Raw genomic sequence first — 17768 nt, 5'->3', positions numbered from 1 at the left:
TATCCTGCATTCGTGCATTAAAACTTTTAGGAAGATAGGAAGAAAGCTGTCGTTAATCAGTGCTGTTCGTAAATTATGAGGAAAAAGCAGCCATTGAAACTGCCCTTTAAGTAACTATTCACGCTACTTTAAAATGTGAGTAGGCTGATACTCATGCCGTCAGAGGCTCGTTTCCTTACAACAATTCTGCCTATTTTAACAGAAAACGAAAGGCTTACTATTATGATATGTGGTTTTGCGATTTTGTGCATTACGATTGCCCATATCAACGATAGATTTGTTATACTCAAACGCATTTGAATGATGCGCCACCACTGTTTTGATGGCGCTCGAAAAACCGCTTAAGTCTATCCTACGTTAATCACTTATTAGGTCATACATTTTTTATGTCAGACAATCGCACTTCTACGCCACATAGCCATAAGGACCACGCGATTGATCCGTTGGCCGCCAAAAAAAATACCACGGTGGCCTACACCGATGGCGCCTGCAAAGGCAACCCGGGCGCTGGTGGTTGGGGCGCGCATTTGATATTCAGTGATGGGCGTACGCAGGATTTATATGGCGGCACGAAAGAAACCACCAATAATCGTATGGAATTGATGGGTGCGATACAAGCATTGACCCATAGTCCACATGAGCACAATCTTGAGATTTGGACAGACTCTAGCTATGTCAAAAAAGGCATTACTGAATGGATTGAAGGCTGGAAAAAACGAGGCTGGAAAACAGCCAGTAAAAAACCTGTTGCCAACCAAGATCTTTGGCAACAATTAGACGCGTTATGCCAACAGCGCGACGTTGACTGGCATTGGGTGAAGGGTCACGCTGGACATGCAGGCAATGAAAAAGCGGACGAGCTGGCAAACTTAGGCGTGACGTCCAGCAGTGAAGGTTTATCGACAAGAGATGCGCAAGAAATGGCTAAAAAAAAAGAGCAAATAATGCCTAATAAATCGCAAAGCACCTCTAATCAAAGCACCTCTAATAATGATGACTGGCTGAAATATGATCCGTTGGGTCTAGATATGGATGACGAGCTTGACGAAGAAGTGCTTGATGAAGAAGTGCTTGACGAAGAAGTTCTCAATGACGAACCATTCGACAACCCTCTATTAGACGAACAAAGCCATGACAATGCTAGCAAACCAATGAGTACCACAGACATGCCAGAAGCCCAGACGATGACGACTGACACCATAATGAATAATGACAATCCAGATACGCCGACTGATGAGCCAAAATTTGACGGTGACACCAGCCGTGCCAATCCATATTTTAAGCCATTGCTACCCAAGCCAATAAACCGTCACCAATCTGATCGTCAGCTGATTATGGATACCGAGACCACGGGGCTGGATCCGCAAAAAGGCGATCGTGTCATTGAAGTCGGTATTGTCGAGATGATCGGGCGCAAATTCACTGGCGAAAAGCTACACGTTTATATCAATCCTCAGCGCGGTATGGATGAAGAAGTGATTCGCATTCATGGTATCTCTGAAGCGTTTTTAACCGACAAACCCACCTTTGATCAAGTCGCTCAGTCGCTTTACGACTTTATGGACGGTGCCGAAATCATCGCTCATAATGCCACCTTTGATATGAACTTCTTAAACATGGAGTTTGCTAAAGTTGGGATGAATGACTTTGCACAACGGGTAAAAGTGACTGACTCGCTAGTCATGGCCAAACAACAATATCCGGGGCAAAAAAACACCCTAGATGCCCTCGTGCGCCGCTTAGATGTTGGTAAACAAGACCGTACATTCCATGGGGCGTTATTGGACTCCGAGATTTTAGCCGAAGTCTATCTGGCGATGACTGGTGGACAGGTCACCCTTGCTATCGAAGAAGACTCTCAAGCAGACGGTGGACAGACAGCCCATGCTCACTTTGCCAACTTGGCCTCTTTATTACTAGCATCACCCACTGATGAGACAGCCAATCAGAGTTGGTATAGCGAGTTAGCCGAAGAATATTCTGAATTAAAAGCCAACATATAGCATGTGATTAAAATAACCTTTTATACTGACATTTGGATACTGTATAGTTTTGATTATCATCATGAGCGTTATCGGTTACTCATAAACGCCTGTTAAATCATCGTCTAAATGATCGCTATTTTCATCAGTACGTTATGGAAAAATAACTATGAACCAGTCTGCACAAATGAAATTAACTGCCCCAACGCTTAGTGTTACTGACTTTAATCTGCCATCGCTACATCTGTTGCATGATGAAATTATCGTCACCCTTAAAGACACTGAGATTCATCTGAGCGAATTTAACGATGACAATAGTCAGTCTCCTTTATTATTAGACTCTATTACTGTGCTAAAGCAGCTGTCTTGTATTTTTGAGTTGATTTCTTTGGTTGGTGCAGAAGTCTTGAATACCGCCATCGTCGACGGTCTACAGCGCCTTTATAACAGTGGTGATAATAACGATACTGCGTTGATTATGGATCTGTCAGAAGCCATCATGACTCTGGATCGTTATGTGGAATTTGTGCTATTGACTGAGTCAGTAGAGCCGACTTTGCTATTACCTATCATTAATAAGCTTAATGCTCATGGACAGCTCGCGCCTATCGAAGCAGACTATTTTGCGACATTTGGTAGTAGTAGTGTCATTATTGCCAACCCTGAAAAGAACTTTCAGCCCTTACACGAGCTTAATCTCGACAGTGAGCTGCTGACCTATGCCTATCGTAGTGGTCTTGGGATTGCACTGCTCAATCAAGATGGCGTAGTGAGCCAAGATGCTCAACAAAATCTAGATGCCATGAGTGCTGCGTGTGCGTTGATAGCCGCTCATAGCAACAGTCTATTCTGGCAAGCCGCTACTGCTGCGGTCACTGATCTCGCGACCATTTTGCCACTTAACCTCAGCCAAAAGCATACGCTCATTTATCTAGAGCAGCAGTTCCAAAGCTATCTACCCATCATGGACACGCGTTTTGCTGATTTGGTCAGTTTTGCCTGTCAGCGCGATAACGAAGCAGCAAAACTGTTGCGTGAACAATATGCGGCCAATCAATTAGAAGGCCCACAGCGCGAGCAAATGAAGCGCTTTTTATTCGGTCCTAATCGTGCGCTGACAGATAAGTTGAATGCTATCATTCAGACGCAAATCAATACGATTAAAGAAGATGTCGATAGCTACGCGCGCGGTGATTCACTCAATCCTGCTGACATGCAGACAGCACAAATTATCGAACAGCTGACGGTACTGGGCTCATCATTACGCTTGTTGGGACTGTCAAATGCGGCGACCAGCCTGAATGCAGCAGCAGACGCAGTAAGCAAATGGCGTATACCCTCGCCTGAAGATTTTGATTATCTACTATTGGCATTGATGCATGCTGAAAACGCTACTATCGCCATGGCCGAGATGCATACCCCAGGGGCGATCTACTTGCCACTTAATAACCCCCATATCTCATTGCATCAGCTCAATACAGCTTATGATACTTTAATACAAGAAAGCCGTACTGCCATTGCCAGTGCCGAGCAAGCGATTAACGATTACTTATCTGAGCCTGAGCGCGATATGCTCAACATTCAAAACATACCTGAAATGCTACGTCAAGTAGCAGGCGCGGTACGCTTTTTACAACTGCTAACACCAGCCAGTATGCTGAGCCAATTGGCCAACTACATACAGCAACGTATCGAAAGTGGCAAGCGCATCGACGACAGCACCTTAGCTTATATCGCTGACGTGATTATGGCTGTTGATCATCATTTAGATGGTTTTGAGCACAACCGTCCAGTGAGTAAACAAGCGCTTAATGTTGGTCAACGAAGCTTAAGCCAATTACTAGCCGCTTAATGATTTTAGCGGTATCTGCGCTGACGAGTGATTTAAAACTTTTACTTTAAACAAGTTCGTACCTTATTTGCTACGCACTTGATTTAGACCGTTTGGAAACCTGCTTATGACTCGCGCTTTTGTATTTAGTGATGATACTGTACTCTGCCATCAAATGAGCAACGGCTGGTGGCCATTGCACATCCAACTACCACCGTTCAATAACAGTGGCAAAGAGCCACAGCCTACCTATCAAATAGGCAACGTAGCGCTACTCGAAAGCCTAGCACCAAGTCACTGGCAGTCTGAGGCTAATAATAGTATCAATAATGGTACAGAGAGTTTGGTTGCGACTGAGTCTGATTCTGGAACTACCGAGGACGCTGCCACTTTCACTGCGCAAGCAGCCAATGCCATTACCTATGATTATGCAGTAGCGCATGATATCGCATTGCCTATGATTGCAGAGAGCAGCGGGAACGCTTTTGTGCCGTATCGACAGCTTATCACGCAGTTACCTGCCGCCTTATCAGCTCAGATTAGCCAAGCCATACAGCTGTTACGCTGGCAGACAGATACGCAGTTTTGTAGTCGCTGCGCATCCCCAGTCGTTCATGCCACAGCAGATGAGCGCGCCATGGTCTGTCCAGTATGCCGATTACGCCAATATCCCCGTGTCCAGCCTTGTGTTATTACGGCTATCACTCGACCCAATCCGCAGACGGGAGAGATGCAAATTTTGCTCGCCCATCATCACCGCTATGGAGAACAAAAGCGTCCCCTAATGTACGGCTTGATTGCAGGTTTTGTAGAAGTGGGTGAAAGTTTAGAGCATGCGGTTGTGCGAGAAGTAGCAGAAGAGGTCAACATCAGCCTATCAGATATTCGCTATGTCAGCAGTCAGCCATGGCCATTTCCTTCTAATTTAATGCTTGGTTTTCGCGCTTCTTATGCGGCTGGCGATATTGTAATACAAGAAGAGGAGCTGTCACACGCCGATTTTTTTGATCTCTCTAATTTGCCCAAAATACCGTTTAAGGGCAGCATTGCCTACGAGCTGATCGCCCAGATTGCTCATGAACAAGGCATCGCACTATAGTAGATTGAATATCTACTATAATACAAGCGCCTCACTTTAATGTCTCTATCCATGTTAATAACGCCAGTCTTGATGACCGATGTTAAGGTTTTTAATTAAATGCAAAGCAGTAGTAATATTCGCCTAATCAATCTGCCCATACTGTTCGATACCTTGAATATCGAAATATTGCCTGCTGATATGCAAGCAAAAATTGCCCTTATTGATGCCTGTCTGCCGCAGACGCAGTGCGGTCTGTGTGAACATCCAGACGGTTGCCTGCCTTATGCTACTGCTATTGTAGTAGATAACGAGCCGTATAATAAATGTGTGCCGGGCGGTCAACCAGTTACCGATGCTATTGCGCAAATCGTGACTCTTGACAGCGATGAAACAACCCTCAAAGCCGCACCATCTCAGTGGCCAATAGACGCCACATCGACGCGGCCGACCGAGGTACGCGCCGTCATCCGTGAAGATGACTGTATCGGCTGTACTAAATGTATACCCGCCTGCCCCGTCGATGCTATCGTTGGTACTGGCAAGCACATGCACACTATCTTTACGGACTTGTGCACGGGCTGTGAGCTTTGTATCGCACCTTGCCCAGTTGATTGCATTGATTTGATCACGATTGAGCGCGAGCTGTCTATCTCTGAGCGCGAGGCAGAACAAGAGGATTTAAGGCAGCGCTATCATACTCATCTTAGACGCGTCACCGAGCAGCTTGCTGATAGCAGCAATAGTAGACCTGTGGTCAGCATGGTAGAAGCAAAACTGAATAATGCCGCCAGTCAATCGTTAAATATAAGTGAAGCACAAGCAAAAAACACCATTGCAGCAGCCAAGCTACGCAGTAAAATCAAAAAGCTAGAAAAACAATTAAATACTCGTCCAAATGAGAGCAAACAAATGGATCTTGACGCATTGCAAGCCGAGCTTGCGCAGCTATGACCATTTTATAAATACGTGCGTTATATAGTGGATTCACGTTAAAAATGTTCAACAGACCCTAGACTAATTAATGGTAAAAATACCATGAGTAAAACCGTCAAACACAAAACTGCCGATACCCCACCATCGCGGCGCATGCCCAATCGTGACGTCCGTTCATTCTTTGAAAAGTTGGCAGCGACGATTGATGAGCCAGTGACGGAATTACATTATAAAAGTAATTTTGAACTACTGATCGCAGTCATCTTATCTGCGCAAGCGACAGATGTGAGTGTCAATATTGCCACCCAGAAATTATATCCAGTGGCGAATACCCCTGAAGCAATCTTGGCATTGGGTGAAGAGGGTTTAAAATCCTATATAAAAAATATTGGCTTATATAATGCCAAAGCCAAAAACGTTATCAAAACCTGCCAAGATTTGATTGAGAAGTTTGATAGTACCGTTCCTGATAATCGTAAGGACTTAGAATCGCTCGCTGGCGTTGGACGCAAAACCGCCAATGTGGTCTTAAATACTGCTTTTGGGCAGCCAACTATGGCAGTCGATACGCATATCTTTCGTGTGGGCAATCGTACTGGCCTTGCCACGGGCAAAAACGTGTTAATCGTTGAAAAGAAGCTGGTCGAACGTATCCCAGACGACTTTATCGTAGATGCGCATCATTATCTTATCTTACATGGGCGCTATACTTGTCAAGCACGTACACCCAAATGCGGTGCTTGCCCTGTCTATGACGAATGTATGTTTAAGGACAAAGCCAAGTTTTTGGAACTGTAGTTTTAAGGATTACAGCTTTCAGAATTATAGTTTTAAGGATTACAGCTTTCAGAAGTACAAACACTCTTTATTTAGAATTGAGGAAGCCCAATGCATACGCTGACCGCCCTACTATTTGACGATTTTGAGACCTTGGATCTGTTTGGACCTATCGAGATGTTTGGCTGCTTGCCTGAGCATTATCGTCTGCAATTTGCCTCGCTGAGTGGTGGTATCATTCACAGTAAACATGGCGTTGCGATGCAGACGGTCGCTGTCACAGAATTGGCGTATCAGACTGATATTGTATTGATGGTTGGCGGAATGGGTACTCGCCAGCAGATCAATCATAGACCGTTTTTGCAAGCGCTTACCACACTGGTTGAACACGCTGATTGGGCGCTTAGCGTTTGTACGGGTAGCGCATTATTGGCTAAAGCTGGTGTTTTGGATGGCAAGCGTGCAACGTCTAATAAGCTCTCATGGCAATGGGTAATAACGCAGTCTGATAAAGTCCATTGGGTAGAGCAAGCGCGCTGGGTCATCGATGGCAAGTTTTATACTTCTTCAGGGGTTAGTGCTGGCATGGATATGGCGCTTGGCTTTATCGCTGACAGACATGACATAGAGACGGCTCGTCAGATCGCTAACTATACTGAATATCGCTGGCAAGAAAATAGCGATATTGATGACTTTTACCATGGTTAATCCAATCCATGCCCAGTTACTTCATAATACTATCCATCGCTAGAGTTTTAACTCGATTCACGGTAAAATGTCATAATTTTTTGATTCAATTTTGCCTTATTTTTCCGTTAACATTTAATCCTGACTGAGTTTATAGATTACAGTCCTTGCCATTAAGCGATCCAACTATGCGCGAATACAACTTATTTACCTCAGAATCTGTGAGCGAAGGCCATCCTGATAAAATGGCTGACCAAATCTCAGACGCTATTCTTGATGCCATCTTACGTGAAGATCTCCATGCCCGCGTTGCCTGCGAAACCTTGGTTAAAACCGGTGCCGTGATATTGGCTGGTGAAGTGACCACAACGGCAAATATCGACGTCGAACGTATCGTGCGTGATACTGTCAACGGTATCGGTTATCACCATTCTGACTTGGGTTTTGATGGCGAGACGTGTGCGGTTATTAACATGCTGGGTAAGCAATCTCCAGAAATTGCCCAGGGTGTTGATCGTAGCGATCCTGAAGAGCAAGGTGCAGGCGATCAAGGCTTGATGTTTGGCTACGCCAGCAACGAGACTGAAGTATTGATGCCAGCCGCTATTGAATATGCTCATCGCTTGATGGAGCGTCAGTCTGAGCTACGCCGCGCAGGTGATCTGCCATGGTTGCGTCCCGATGCCAAGGCGCAAGTTACCCTAAAATATGATGGCACTCGTCCCGTTGCTATCGATGCTGTCGTTCTATCGACCCAGCATGATCCCAGCATCTCGCAAGCAGATTTGCAAGAAGCGATTATGGAATCTATCATTAAGCAAGTATTGCCAGCAGACCTACTGCATGCTGGCACACGCTACCACATCAATCCCACGGGCAAATTTGTCATTGGTGGGCCGGTTGGTGATGCTGGATTGACAGGTCGTAAAATCATCGTTGATACTTATGGCGGCATGGCACGTCATGGCGGCGGTGCCTTTAGTGGCAAGGACCCTTCAAAAGTAGATCGCAGCGCTGCTTATGCTGTGCGTTATGTGGCCAAAAACATCGTCGCTGCTGGGCTGGCTGATCGCTGTGAAGTGCAAGTGAGCTATGCCATTGGGGTCGCTGAACCGACATCTATCTCGGTCAACACCTTTGGTACCAGCAACATCAGCCATGATGAGATCATTCGCCTGATTCGCACCCATTTTGATCTGCGCCCTTATGGCATTACCCGTATGCTGAACTTATTGCAACCTATGTATCAGCAGACTGCGACGTTTGGGCATTTCGGTCGTCCCGGCTCTGAAACTGCCTTTACGTGGGAAAAAACAGACAAAGCTGAAATCTTAAAAGCAGACGCAGGGTTGTAAAAATATTACCTGATGTCCCTTAGTCTCTTACAAACAGACCGTCTCTATAAATCTAAAATTACCGATACTTATTAGGAATCGCTTATGTCTCAAGACAATATTCAAGACAGCAACCCTCAAGACAACAACATTAAAGACAGCAATGTTGATGCTAGCGTTGAAATCACCCCTGAAATGCAGGCGTTTTATCAACGTGCCGATGCCATCATCGGTATCGCCAACAGTCAGTTGGGTTCTGATGCTCATTCAGGTCAAGTAGGCGCGTCTTTGTTGTATGCTGCGGCACGTTATAGCGCTTCAGTTGCGTCTATTGGCTTTGTAAAAGGTGACGATTTTGCCAAAGAAAAAGACGATATTGTTGAGTTCTATGTCAAACAGTATCGTCAAATGCTAAGCGACAACTTAACCGATTATGCACAAAACTTTGATAAATACGTTCAGCTAAATCAAGATGATAAAGTCGCTAAATAAGTCTTTTTAAACGCTTAAAACATAGCAATTATGCTTTATGACAGGCTTAAAGATCATTAGATATTAAACCCAAGCCTAATTGTAGGCTTGGGTTTTTTATTAACCCTGAGTAGTTAAGCTTATAGTCCATTCAATTTAGAAGAAATACAAGGCGACCGAGTGTAGATGTAATACTTCAAACGAGGCTAATGCTGTCACTCTTTTATATAGTCAAAATACCCCAAGAACGCTACGATACTGCTGATATTACTTTTCACTGACTATAGTGGATTGACTATATTCTTGGATGCTGGTTATCGACCATAGCATGAAAGCCTGTGCATATATTGAGCACAACATAAAAAAGGACATGATATCGCTATCATGTCCTTTTCGTTTAATATAAATACTACGTTCAGTCTACTACTCAGCAGCGATAGCGATCATCTCAACCAATAGCTCAGGACGTGCTAGTGCTGACTCGCCACAAGCACGGGCTGGAGGCTGAATGCCTTCAAACCATTTGTCGTAGACTTCATTCATAGCAGCAAAGTCTGCCATATCTTTGATCCAAACCGTCACTGATAGTAGTTTTGATTTATCACTACCGACTTCCTCTAGCAGCGTTTGGATTTTTTCTAAACACGTCAAAGTTTGTGCTTTGATATCGTCTTCTGCATTGCCCACTTGACCACACAAATATACGGTCTGGTTGTGGACGACAATTCTGCTCATGCGCTGAGTGCTGTGTAGTTTTTTGATCATTTTATATCCCTTCAAATTATTGATTTAAGTCTGTGCTAAATCTATCAAATGCACTATTTTTTCGAAAAACGCTGGGCGCTAAATGGCGCAACATCTACCAATAACGGCTTGTCATGAATCATCTCTTCAACGAGACGCCCTGTCATAGGCCCTAAAGTGAAACCCTGATGACTGTGACCAAATGCGAACCATAATTTGTCATGCTTGTCTGCAGGACCAATAACTGGCTTCATATCAGGCATACAAGGACGTGATCCTGCCCATGCTTCAGATTCTACCGCATCTTCTAATGGTAAGATTTTGCGAGCCAGCTTCAGAACCGTTTTTAATTGACCAAAGTTCTTTGGCGCATCCATGGTGGTCATCTCAGCACCAGTTGTGATACGGATACCTTGCTGCATCGGACCCATCACAAAGCCTTTGTCCATATCAAACATGCTGTGATTGATAGTGTTTTTTTCCGTCACTTTGAAATGCTGATGATAGCCACGCATTGGGAACAATGGTAAATTATAACCAAGTGGTTTAATCAAGTCGTTTGACCAAGGGCCCGCGGCGATGACCAATTTATCACTATAATACGTATCGTTATCAGTGATAACTTTCCAACCTTCGCCATCTTGTACGATTTCTTTGACATCGCTTTCTTTGATCGTACCGCCCATCTCTTGGAAATTTTTCGCATACGCTTTGACTAGCGAGCTTGGGTTCGATACTTGCCAAGAGTTTTTCCAATGAATCGCACCAACGAAACCTTCAAAATTGGCGCTAGGTTCCATTGCTTTTAGTTCTTCAAGGTTTAGGACGTTATGTTCAACACCTTGGTTGCGAGCATCAATGGCTGACGCTTGTGCTTCTTTAAACGTCTCTTCAGAACGATGCAATTGTAGCCAGCCATCACGCGTGATTAGCTCGTCAGCACCAGATGCTGAAATCATTGTCTGATGCTCACTGGTACAATGCGCGATCAGCGTCTGCCACTCTGATTCGATTTGTTTGACAGTCGCAGGCACAGAGTATTTCCAATACTGCAATAACGCTTGATGGTAACGCAGAATCGCTGGGATACGATAGCGAATGTCAGTACCTTGGTTCGGTAATACTCTAATCATTTCAGTCAATTGACGAGGAAAAGGATGGGTATGAATGGCTTCACGCTGAATCAATCCAGCATTACCATACGAGGTCTCTGAACCTGGCAGTTTCTTGTCTAGCATCAATACTTGTGAACTATTTTTTTGTAGATGCCACGCAACTGAGGTGCCAACCATGCCTGCACCGATAACGATCACTTCATAGCGCATAACCTATCCTTTTTTTAGGGTGTTAATACAGAGTATCAAATATAAGGGTCTAACAGAATTAGGTGGTAATAGTAACGCATTAGGACAAATTTTAAACCCTTATCTGACGGACTTTTTTGTTATCTAATACTTTTAGTTATATGTTCGCTAGATAAGTATTTTTAAATGGAATAATGTGGCAATTAAGTGGTCATTGACGGGTTACGCGAAAACATATCTAATGAATTGAGGCATCTTTAAAGTCATGAGTAGCAAGTTGCTTAGAAAGTTACGTAGAAAGTTACATAGAAAGTTTAGTCAGTGGAAATTGCATCTTTGTTAGCTTGGATTGGCTATTTATCTGACAATCACATAATTTAAATAATTAAAGAACAACTACATTCTATTATTCATGTTTAGAGAGTCGCTGCAACCAGTCATTGAGACCATTAATATCAAGTGCTTGCGCGCCATAACCAAGCGTTAGTAAATATTCAGGTAAGTATTCATCGAATTTCTCAATCATCTTATTCGGTATATTTTCAGCAAGCTCGGTCGCAGTTGGCAAAGGCTTATGAGTTAAAGCTTTTAAGAATCTTATAACTTGAATCGAATCGACTTTATTAACACATATCACGCCTGCATACACCTCAGTGGAGAAATCATGCTGTATCAGCAAGGCTACCAAGGTATTGACGACTTTATCACCGCGCCACATAAAGATATAAGTATTGCCGTCTTGGTCTATAAGCGGTCGATGACGCAGTTGACACCTATCAAAAGCATCAAGACTCTCTGTGAACAGCTCACGTGCTGTTTTGTCAGCGAAATCTACTTTTTTATCGCCAACTGAAATACGATAATCGCCATGACTTAATATGTCATACATCTCTTGGCGCACTCGGTCATGTATCGACAAACCGCCGCTGTCAAAAGCTGGAGGCACACCGCCACCTTTAGCAGCAATGACATAGACGACTTTTTTATCCATATCTATGTCTGCTACTTGCCAGCGTCTACCCCCAAAAATAATATACTGTTTAGGTATTAGCATAGTTGTAACAGGTAGCGTGCCCAGTGTTTTACTACCTGCCACGAGACGATATTCCTCTGGCGTTTTAAACACTGCATAAAAGGTATAGTGATCAACGATACGCTCGCCTACTATTCCTAACACCAATTGTTGATTGCCAAGCTGGGTAATAAGTTGCATCGCGCCCATTTGTGATAATAATAATTTAAAATGAGCTGGTGTTATCTTTTGAAAAGGCCCTTGTCGACATAGCAAGGTATAAATCTGGTCAGCGCGAATACCGCCCCATTGACCGATGGTTGCTAGCACTTGATGCAATAGCGTTGAGAAATGATAGAGGGAAGTATCAGCAGGCTCAAACCATCTACTAGCGATAAGCAATCGTATCATGGCCATTGACTGCACCAGCTCTAAGCGTAGCCTATCCACCAAGCTGGTATCTACATCGATTTGTTGTTCGGTAATAAGCATGCGCAGTACCGACGAACCTCCACGCCTACCCGAGCGCCCAAGTCGTTGTCGCAAGCTTGAAACCGAATGCGGTGCGGTCACTTGTACGACAGAATCGACTTTACCAATATCAATACCTAGCTCCAAAGTCATAGTACAGACGGCGGTAGTTGGTAAATCGTCCTTTTGCAAACGTTGCTCTAAATCTTCTCTCCATTCTTTAGCTAATGAGCCGTGATGAGGAAAAAACTCATTAGGGACAACATTGTGCTCACACTTCTCACTTAGCATCGTGGCTATGAGTTCGGTACGTGCACGGCTATTGGCAAAGATGAGATGATTACCACCACGACAGAAGCGATATAAATCCGCGCATATTTGCGTTAGGGCATCATAGGGAACATCTAGGCTAGTATCTTCAGTATCAACACTCTCAATATTAATACCTGCAAAACCTTTTTGTTCAGCATCATGACTATCAGAATCGGCCTCAATGTCATCGCTTTGGCGTGTCGACATCATCTGATTAGGCTGTATATACCCTTTTAGCTGTACTTTGACACTTGCGGTCGATTCAACGTCCTCAATAATGACGCAAGGTAAAGCGTTATTGGGACGTAGCGATAAAGGGACGGTTTCTAAATTGCCCAAAGTGGCGCTAAGCGCCACTCGCGGAATAGGCGCATCTAGCCGTCCAGCCACATGCTCAAGACGGGTCAAGAGTGACAATAGATGCTGCCCACGCTCGCTACCCAAGAAGGCATGAAATTCATCAATGACAATATATTTGAGCTCGCCAAAAGCTTGTTTTACCCAGCCTGCATCTCGTACTAGTAAAGATTCAAGCGACTCAGGAGTGATTAGAATAATCCCTGATGGCGACTTTTTCTGTTGCTTCTTTTTACTCTGTAAACTATCACCATGCCAAGGAGTCACTTGCATATCGAGTAGCTCCGCTAGACTTTGCAAGCGTCGATACTGGTCATTAATTAATGCTTTTAGCGGGCTGATATAAAGAATACCAACGCCCTTGTCTTGATGGGCGATAGCGCTACAAGCAGGCAAAAAGAAAGCTTCGGTTTTACCCGCAGCAGTTGCCGCACTGATAAGCACATCCGTTTGTCCTGATAAAATAGGTGCGATAGCTTTGGCTTGTACTTCGCGTAATCCGTGCCAGCCTTGGTTAAAAATCCAGCGTTGCACACGTTTATCAAGCTCGGTATGGGCATCTCTCAAAGTAATTTTCCGTCCTAAAGTTATATATCAAACTTATAAGCTAAAGTCTGCAAGTCCATCATCTTCATCCATGTCACTAAGGTCGCTCATATCGATGTCCATATCGGATGGCGTCTCAGGGTCGATAGCTACCGAATGAATGAGATGATCCCATGAGATCGTAGGATTTTGGTCGATGACAGCTAGCATATCTAAAAATGCCTTGATGGTATTACGTGGTGTTCTAAAATAAGCATCACCAATCGTTTGGCTACAGTGTTGCAAGAAAGCTTGTAGTGATTCATCAGGTACTAGATATGCAGACTCATCACCGCCTGCATAAACATGACGTAGGTTTTTTAGCAAAATATACAGCTCCTCTGGCGTTAGACTAGCTAAATGTAATGCGGGAGATGAGTAATCGATAACCCCTGCCTGCTTGGCAAAGCTGTTGTCCGCTAAACGAGTTTGCAAAGCATCATAGCTATATAAACCCTTGCGCGGATCGAGTAAAAACTCAGGCGTACCCCCTAACAAGAACCCTAAATGCTCAGCTGTACCTTGCAAACAATCATTTAAGATACGCAAGATTTGCTCATAGTTACCTTGACGCGCTTGCGTACTATTGAGCTTATATAGATTGACCATCTCGTCCAAATTAACGAGTAATCCTTGATAACCAGCTTGGCGAACGAATAAACTCATGATTTTTAGGGAATCATAAAAGGAAGCATCAGAGATAATCGTGCGCACGCCTAAGTCTCTTTTGGCATCAGTCTTAGTAGAGTATTCTGCACGTAGCCAACGAATAGCGTTGACTTTTAACTCGTCATTACCTTCTTCGTGTCCTTGCCAATAAGCTTCAATGACTTTTGCAAAATCATAACCGCCTACCAACTCAGTCAATTCAGCTAAATTTTGCTGTATAACGTCACTGATAGCTTCTCCGCTACTGTCCGCTTGTTTGCGTGCTTCAGTAATAAAACGCTCAACTACACTGGCAAGCCCATTCCCATCAGGCTTATTGCGCGTTGATAAGTTACGCATCAGCTCAGAATATAAATTCCTCGCTTGGCCTGACGATGCTTGAATACGTCTGTCAGGCGATAAATCCGCATTCACCGTGACCAATTTATGCTCAAGTGCGATGGCGCGAACCACGCTCAAAAAGAAAGTCTTCCCCGACCCATATTCCCCAATAATCAGCCGAAATGCAGAACCGCCATCAGCCACACGTTCAATATCATCTATCAAAGCTTTGAGCTCATTAATACGTCCCACTTGGATATGCTGAATACCAACTTTGGGGGTAACACCAGCCTTGAGCGACTGGATAATCGCGTCGCGTTCTTTGGCTCTAATTTTTTTACCACTCATCTTTATTCCTTTTTAATCTACTATTTTTAGTGTGCTAGCTTTTATGTGCTATGAATTCAACGCTTTTAACTCGTCTACAATCTCAAAATCAACGACCACTTCATCATCATCTTCTAATACGGGTGCATCAACTTTATCGTATGCCCAGTCGTTAATAGTTTCAATAGCGCCATTTATCATTAGATTTAACGATTCGCATAATTTGTTGACGGCTTCACGTTGCCATACCTCGGCACTAATAAGCTCTTGATACAGTTGACTGTGACTACTATCTAGTCCGTTTATTATCGCCTCATTACAACTATGATTGTCAACAGGCGCGTTACTCTGATGCTCAGTCACCGTCTTACTGCTTATCTTTAATAGTACACTCTCTTTTATATCATCTTCGCTTTCTTCATCTTCTACAGCAAAGATCTTACTTAGCATCGCTTTAGCCACTGCGGTCTCACGTTCATGTAGCGCCAATAGTTCGGCATCAAAACTAAATGAGCGGCTATTTTTGCCGCTATTGTCTTTGGTTTCGGGTGCATTATTTATGCCCATGTTTACTTTTTTATTCGTCGTCAGCTGATGAATATCACTAGTCACTAACGTTTTATCCAGACCTAAAGCTTGATATAACTTTTCTATTTGTTTAATTTGACTGGGTTCAATATTGCCATTCGCTAAAGCAACGGTAATGATAAAACGGCTAATAAAGCCAATATATTGCTCGTCAAGATCAGCCAATGTCGCTTTTAGACCTGCCATATTTGCTGGGGTATTTAACTGCCATAGCAAATATGCGGTCAGAGAGCCTTTTTCAATAGTGGTCAGTTGACTGTCTTGATTGAGCAGCGTCAATAGTGTATCCACTTCCCTTTTATCAACATAACCATTAATAGTCGCTACCATTGCCCCTAATCTCATAGCTAGGCTGATTTGATAGAACGACGAGCTCGGTTCGAAACCTTCACAATGCGCACCATGACCGCAAGCAAATAGCACGGCATAACCGTCCGATTGCAGGCGCGTCTGATGATAACGTTGGTCTGGAGCAATACCAAAACCAGCAAGCTCTACCAAATTAATAATCAGCTCATTTTGCTTTTTACTCAGCGCTTTGCTAGATGTTTGCGGCAAAGTTTCATCCAAATATACCCATAACTCTTTAGTCGTTGTCAGCCCTTCATCGTTTTCTATAATGGACTGTGCCCATGTTTTAAATTTTCTGATAGTAGGGTTGTCACTTAGATAATCTTGCTGATAAATAAGCGTCTTAGGTAATAGCATGATAGCGGCAATATCGTCAGCCGAGCTATCCTCCTTGCCCAAATAACGACTGTAAGCATCTAAAGCATCATTGCATTGTTCAGCGATAGTTATAAGTTTTTTGACAGGCGCTCGCAGGACACTTGGGTCTGGCAAGTCATCAAGCGTAAGCTCTACGCTAACGATAGAACGACTGGCAGCGTTATAGCTGAGCTTGAGCCTAGTTTTATTGGCAGAAACTACGAAACCATTTTGGTAAATATCTTGGTAAAGGATTTCGAATAACGATTTAAACGCTGTTTCACAGCGCTTGGCGGGAGTTTTAAAATTGTATTCATTAGAATATACCAACCACTCCCATGCTAATGACGCAGGAATAGGCAATTGCAACGCTACAGTCTTTGCTAAATGCATCTTAAATTTTAGGTTTTGGCTAGTGAAAGGCGGTGGCGATAAATGCCCTGTTTGCGCTTTATCTTCAAATAACAAGGAGCGGATAAGGGTCATAAATGCTAAGAAATGTGCTGAATAACTGTCGAATGAAGCAGACTGACTGCCATAGACACGATTGAGTCGGGTCACTTCTTCATAGATAGCCATAAACTCAGTGTCAGAGACGACATCATCATTAATGTGCTCAATAATACGACGCTCAAAACCGCTAAAATAAATGAAAATATAGCCAATAGGCGTACTCGTGTGCGCGCGATTTGAGGCTAACCAATCAAGATAAGTTCCTCGGCACTTAGTGGACAGGCGCTCAAAACTTGGCCAATAGCCAAGCGATTCATCAACATAAATTTGCGAGAGACTATGAATAATCTTTGGCGAGCTGGCAGGTAAACTGTCATCGACTAGCGAAGGTTCAGTACCGAACCCCGTTAGCATTTTGAGCTGACCACCAAGATAATAAAAACCGCGCTCAATAGAGCGACCGTTAATATTCAAAGATTCGTTTTCTTTAACCCAACGTCCCAACTGTTTATTGGATGAAGTATTCGAAGCTTTGGATTTAGCAGATGAGATAATAAATGACGCAAACTGATCTGATTCATCATCTTGAGTAGAGTGACTGTTTCTACGTGGTTTGTGAGGATAATCAGGCTTGATATCAGGTGGCAAATCTATAAAGACGGGCTTCGCTGTTTTATTGCCTTGAGCGTCGGCATCATATTTTTGTCTAAAGAGTGCCTTCACATCTGCAATAAAATTTTTCATTGATGATAAAATCCATACTGAGTAGTGCCAATGTCGTTGTAAAAGAGCGTGTAAACCATATCTATTCTAACAACAAA

13 protein-coding genes are annotated in these 17768 nt (G+C 43.6%); 8 read left to right on the top strand and 5 right to left on the bottom strand.

Annotated elements, in window-relative coordinates:
* Positions 1-386 precede the first annotated feature (386 nt).
* The 8 genes from dnaQ (at position 387) to ACTQ9T_RS03365 (ending at position 9117) form a co-directional block, all read left to right on the top strand.
* Positions 387-2003 (top strand): DNA polymerase III subunit epsilon, encoded by a 1617-nt coding sequence (dnaQ, locus tag ACTQ9T_RS03400; RefSeq protein ID WP_440464066.1) that lies wholly within the window; start codon positions 387-389, stop codon positions 2001-2003.
* Between the two features lie 148 nt (positions 2004-2151).
* Positions 2152-3834: a hypothetical protein gene (locus tag ACTQ9T_RS03395; protein ID WP_440464065.1), complete on the top strand. Its 1683-nt coding sequence runs from the start codon at positions 2152-2154 to the stop codon at positions 3832-3834.
* Between the two features lie 106 nt (positions 3835-3940).
* Positions 3941-4912: an NAD(+) diphosphatase gene (gene nudC, locus ACTQ9T_RS03390; RefSeq protein ID WP_440464064.1), complete on the top strand. Its 972-nt coding sequence runs from the start codon at positions 3941-3943 to the stop codon at positions 4910-4912.
* A gap of 99 nt (positions 4913-5011) precedes the next feature.
* Positions 5012-5845, top strand: a complete 834-nt coding sequence (locus ACTQ9T_RS03385) for an RnfABCDGE type electron transport complex subunit B (RefSeq protein WP_440464063.1) — start codon at positions 5012-5014, stop codon at positions 5843-5845.
* Between the two features lie 84 nt (positions 5846-5929).
* Positions 5930-6625 carry an endonuclease III gene (gene nth / locus ACTQ9T_RS03380; RefSeq protein ID WP_440464062.1) on the top strand — a complete coding sequence of 232 codons (696 nt, stop codon included), beginning with the start codon at positions 5930-5932 and terminating at the stop codon, positions 6623-6625.
* A 90-nt stretch (positions 6626-6715) separates the two neighbouring features.
* A complete protein-coding gene (locus ACTQ9T_RS03375) occupies positions 6716-7312 on the top strand; it encodes a DJ-1/PfpI family protein (protein ID WP_352310503.1) in 597 nt (198 codons plus the stop codon).
* A gap of 167 nt (positions 7313-7479) precedes the next feature.
* Positions 7480-8646: a methionine adenosyltransferase gene (metK, locus tag ACTQ9T_RS03370; protein ID WP_010196152.1), complete on the top strand. Its 1167-nt coding sequence runs from the start codon at positions 7480-7482 to the stop codon at positions 8644-8646.
* 84 nt (positions 8647-8730) lie between these two features.
* A complete protein-coding gene (locus ACTQ9T_RS03365; RefSeq protein ID WP_352310504.1) occupies positions 8731-9117 on the top strand; it encodes a DUF3144 domain-containing protein in 387 nt (128 codons plus the stop codon).
* Between the two features lie 402 nt (positions 9118-9519).
* Here the strand turns inward: ACTQ9T_RS03365 and ACTQ9T_RS03360 are convergent, their stop codons facing one another.
* The 5 genes from ACTQ9T_RS03360 to ACTQ9T_RS03340 all read right to left on the bottom strand — a co-directional run bounded on the left by ACTQ9T_RS03360 (position 9520) and on the right by ACTQ9T_RS03340 (position 17691).
* Complete coding sequence (locus tag ACTQ9T_RS03360; protein ID WP_040642715.1) at positions 9520-9858, bottom strand: RidA family protein; 339 nt, start codon at positions 9856-9858, stop codon at positions 9520-9522.
* Positions 9859-9914: 56 nt separating this feature from the next.
* Positions 9915-11165, bottom strand: a complete 1251-nt coding sequence (locus tag ACTQ9T_RS03355) for an NAD(P)/FAD-dependent oxidoreductase (protein WP_194618880.1) — start codon at positions 11163-11165, stop codon at positions 9915-9917.
* A gap of 385 nt (positions 11166-11550) precedes the next feature.
* Positions 11551-13863, bottom strand: a complete 2313-nt coding sequence (locus ACTQ9T_RS03350) for a DEAD/DEAH box helicase (protein ID WP_440464061.1) — start codon at positions 13861-13863, stop codon at positions 11551-11553.
* A gap of 33 nt (positions 13864-13896) precedes the next feature.
* Positions 13897-15219, bottom strand: a complete 1323-nt coding sequence (locus tag ACTQ9T_RS03345; protein ID WP_415196578.1) for an ATP-binding protein — start codon at positions 15217-15219, stop codon at positions 13897-13899.
* A 48-nt stretch (positions 15220-15267) separates the two neighbouring features.
* Entirely contained in the window at positions 15268-17691 is a 2424-nt protein-coding gene (locus ACTQ9T_RS03340; RefSeq protein WP_415228521.1) for a TerB N-terminal domain-containing protein, read from the bottom strand.
* Positions 17692-17768: the final 77 nt, after the last annotated feature.

This window comes from Psychrobacter sp. ASPA161_6, from assembly GCF_051970285.1.
Lineage (GTDB): Bacteria > Pseudomonadota > Gammaproteobacteria > Pseudomonadales > Moraxellaceae > Psychrobacter > Psychrobacter glaciei.
This window is presented reverse-complemented; position numbering and strand designations above follow the sequence as displayed.

Coding starts and splice junctions, on each gene's coding strand:
- dnaQ (WP_440464066.1), top strand. CDS start 387: ATGTCAGACAATCGCACTTCTACGCCACATAGCCATAAGGACCACGCG.
- ACTQ9T_RS03395 (WP_440464065.1), top strand. CDS start 2,152: ATGAACCAGTCTGCACAAATGAAATTAACTGCCCCAACGCTTAGTGTT.
- nudC (WP_440464064.1), top strand. CDS start 3,941: ATGACTCGCGCTTTTGTATTTAGTGATGATACTGTACTCTGCCATCAA.
- ACTQ9T_RS03385 (WP_440464063.1), top strand. CDS start 5,012: ATGCAAAGCAGTAGTAATATTCGCCTAATCAATCTGCCCATACTGTTC.
- nth (WP_440464062.1), top strand. CDS start 5,930: ATGAGTAAAACCGTCAAACACAAAACTGCCGATACCCCACCATCGCGG.
- ACTQ9T_RS03375 (WP_352310503.1), top strand. CDS start 6,716: ATGCATACGCTGACCGCCCTACTATTTGACGATTTTGAGACCTTGGAT.
- metK (WP_010196152.1), top strand. CDS start 7,480: ATGCGCGAATACAACTTATTTACCTCAGAATCTGTGAGCGAAGGCCAT.
- ACTQ9T_RS03365 (WP_352310504.1), top strand. CDS start 8,731: ATGTCTCAAGACAATATTCAAGACAGCAACCCTCAAGACAACAACATT.
- ACTQ9T_RS03355 (WP_194618880.1), bottom strand. CDS start 11,165: ATGCGCTATGAAGTGATCGTTATCGGTGCAGGCATGGTTGGCACCTCA.
- ACTQ9T_RS03345 (WP_415196578.1), bottom strand. CDS start 15,219: ATGAGTGGTAAAAAAATTAGAGCCAAAGAACGCGACGCGATTATCCAG.
- ACTQ9T_RS03340 (WP_415228521.1), bottom strand. CDS start 17,691: ATGAAAAATTTTATTGCAGATGTGAAGGCACTCTTTAGACAAAAATAT.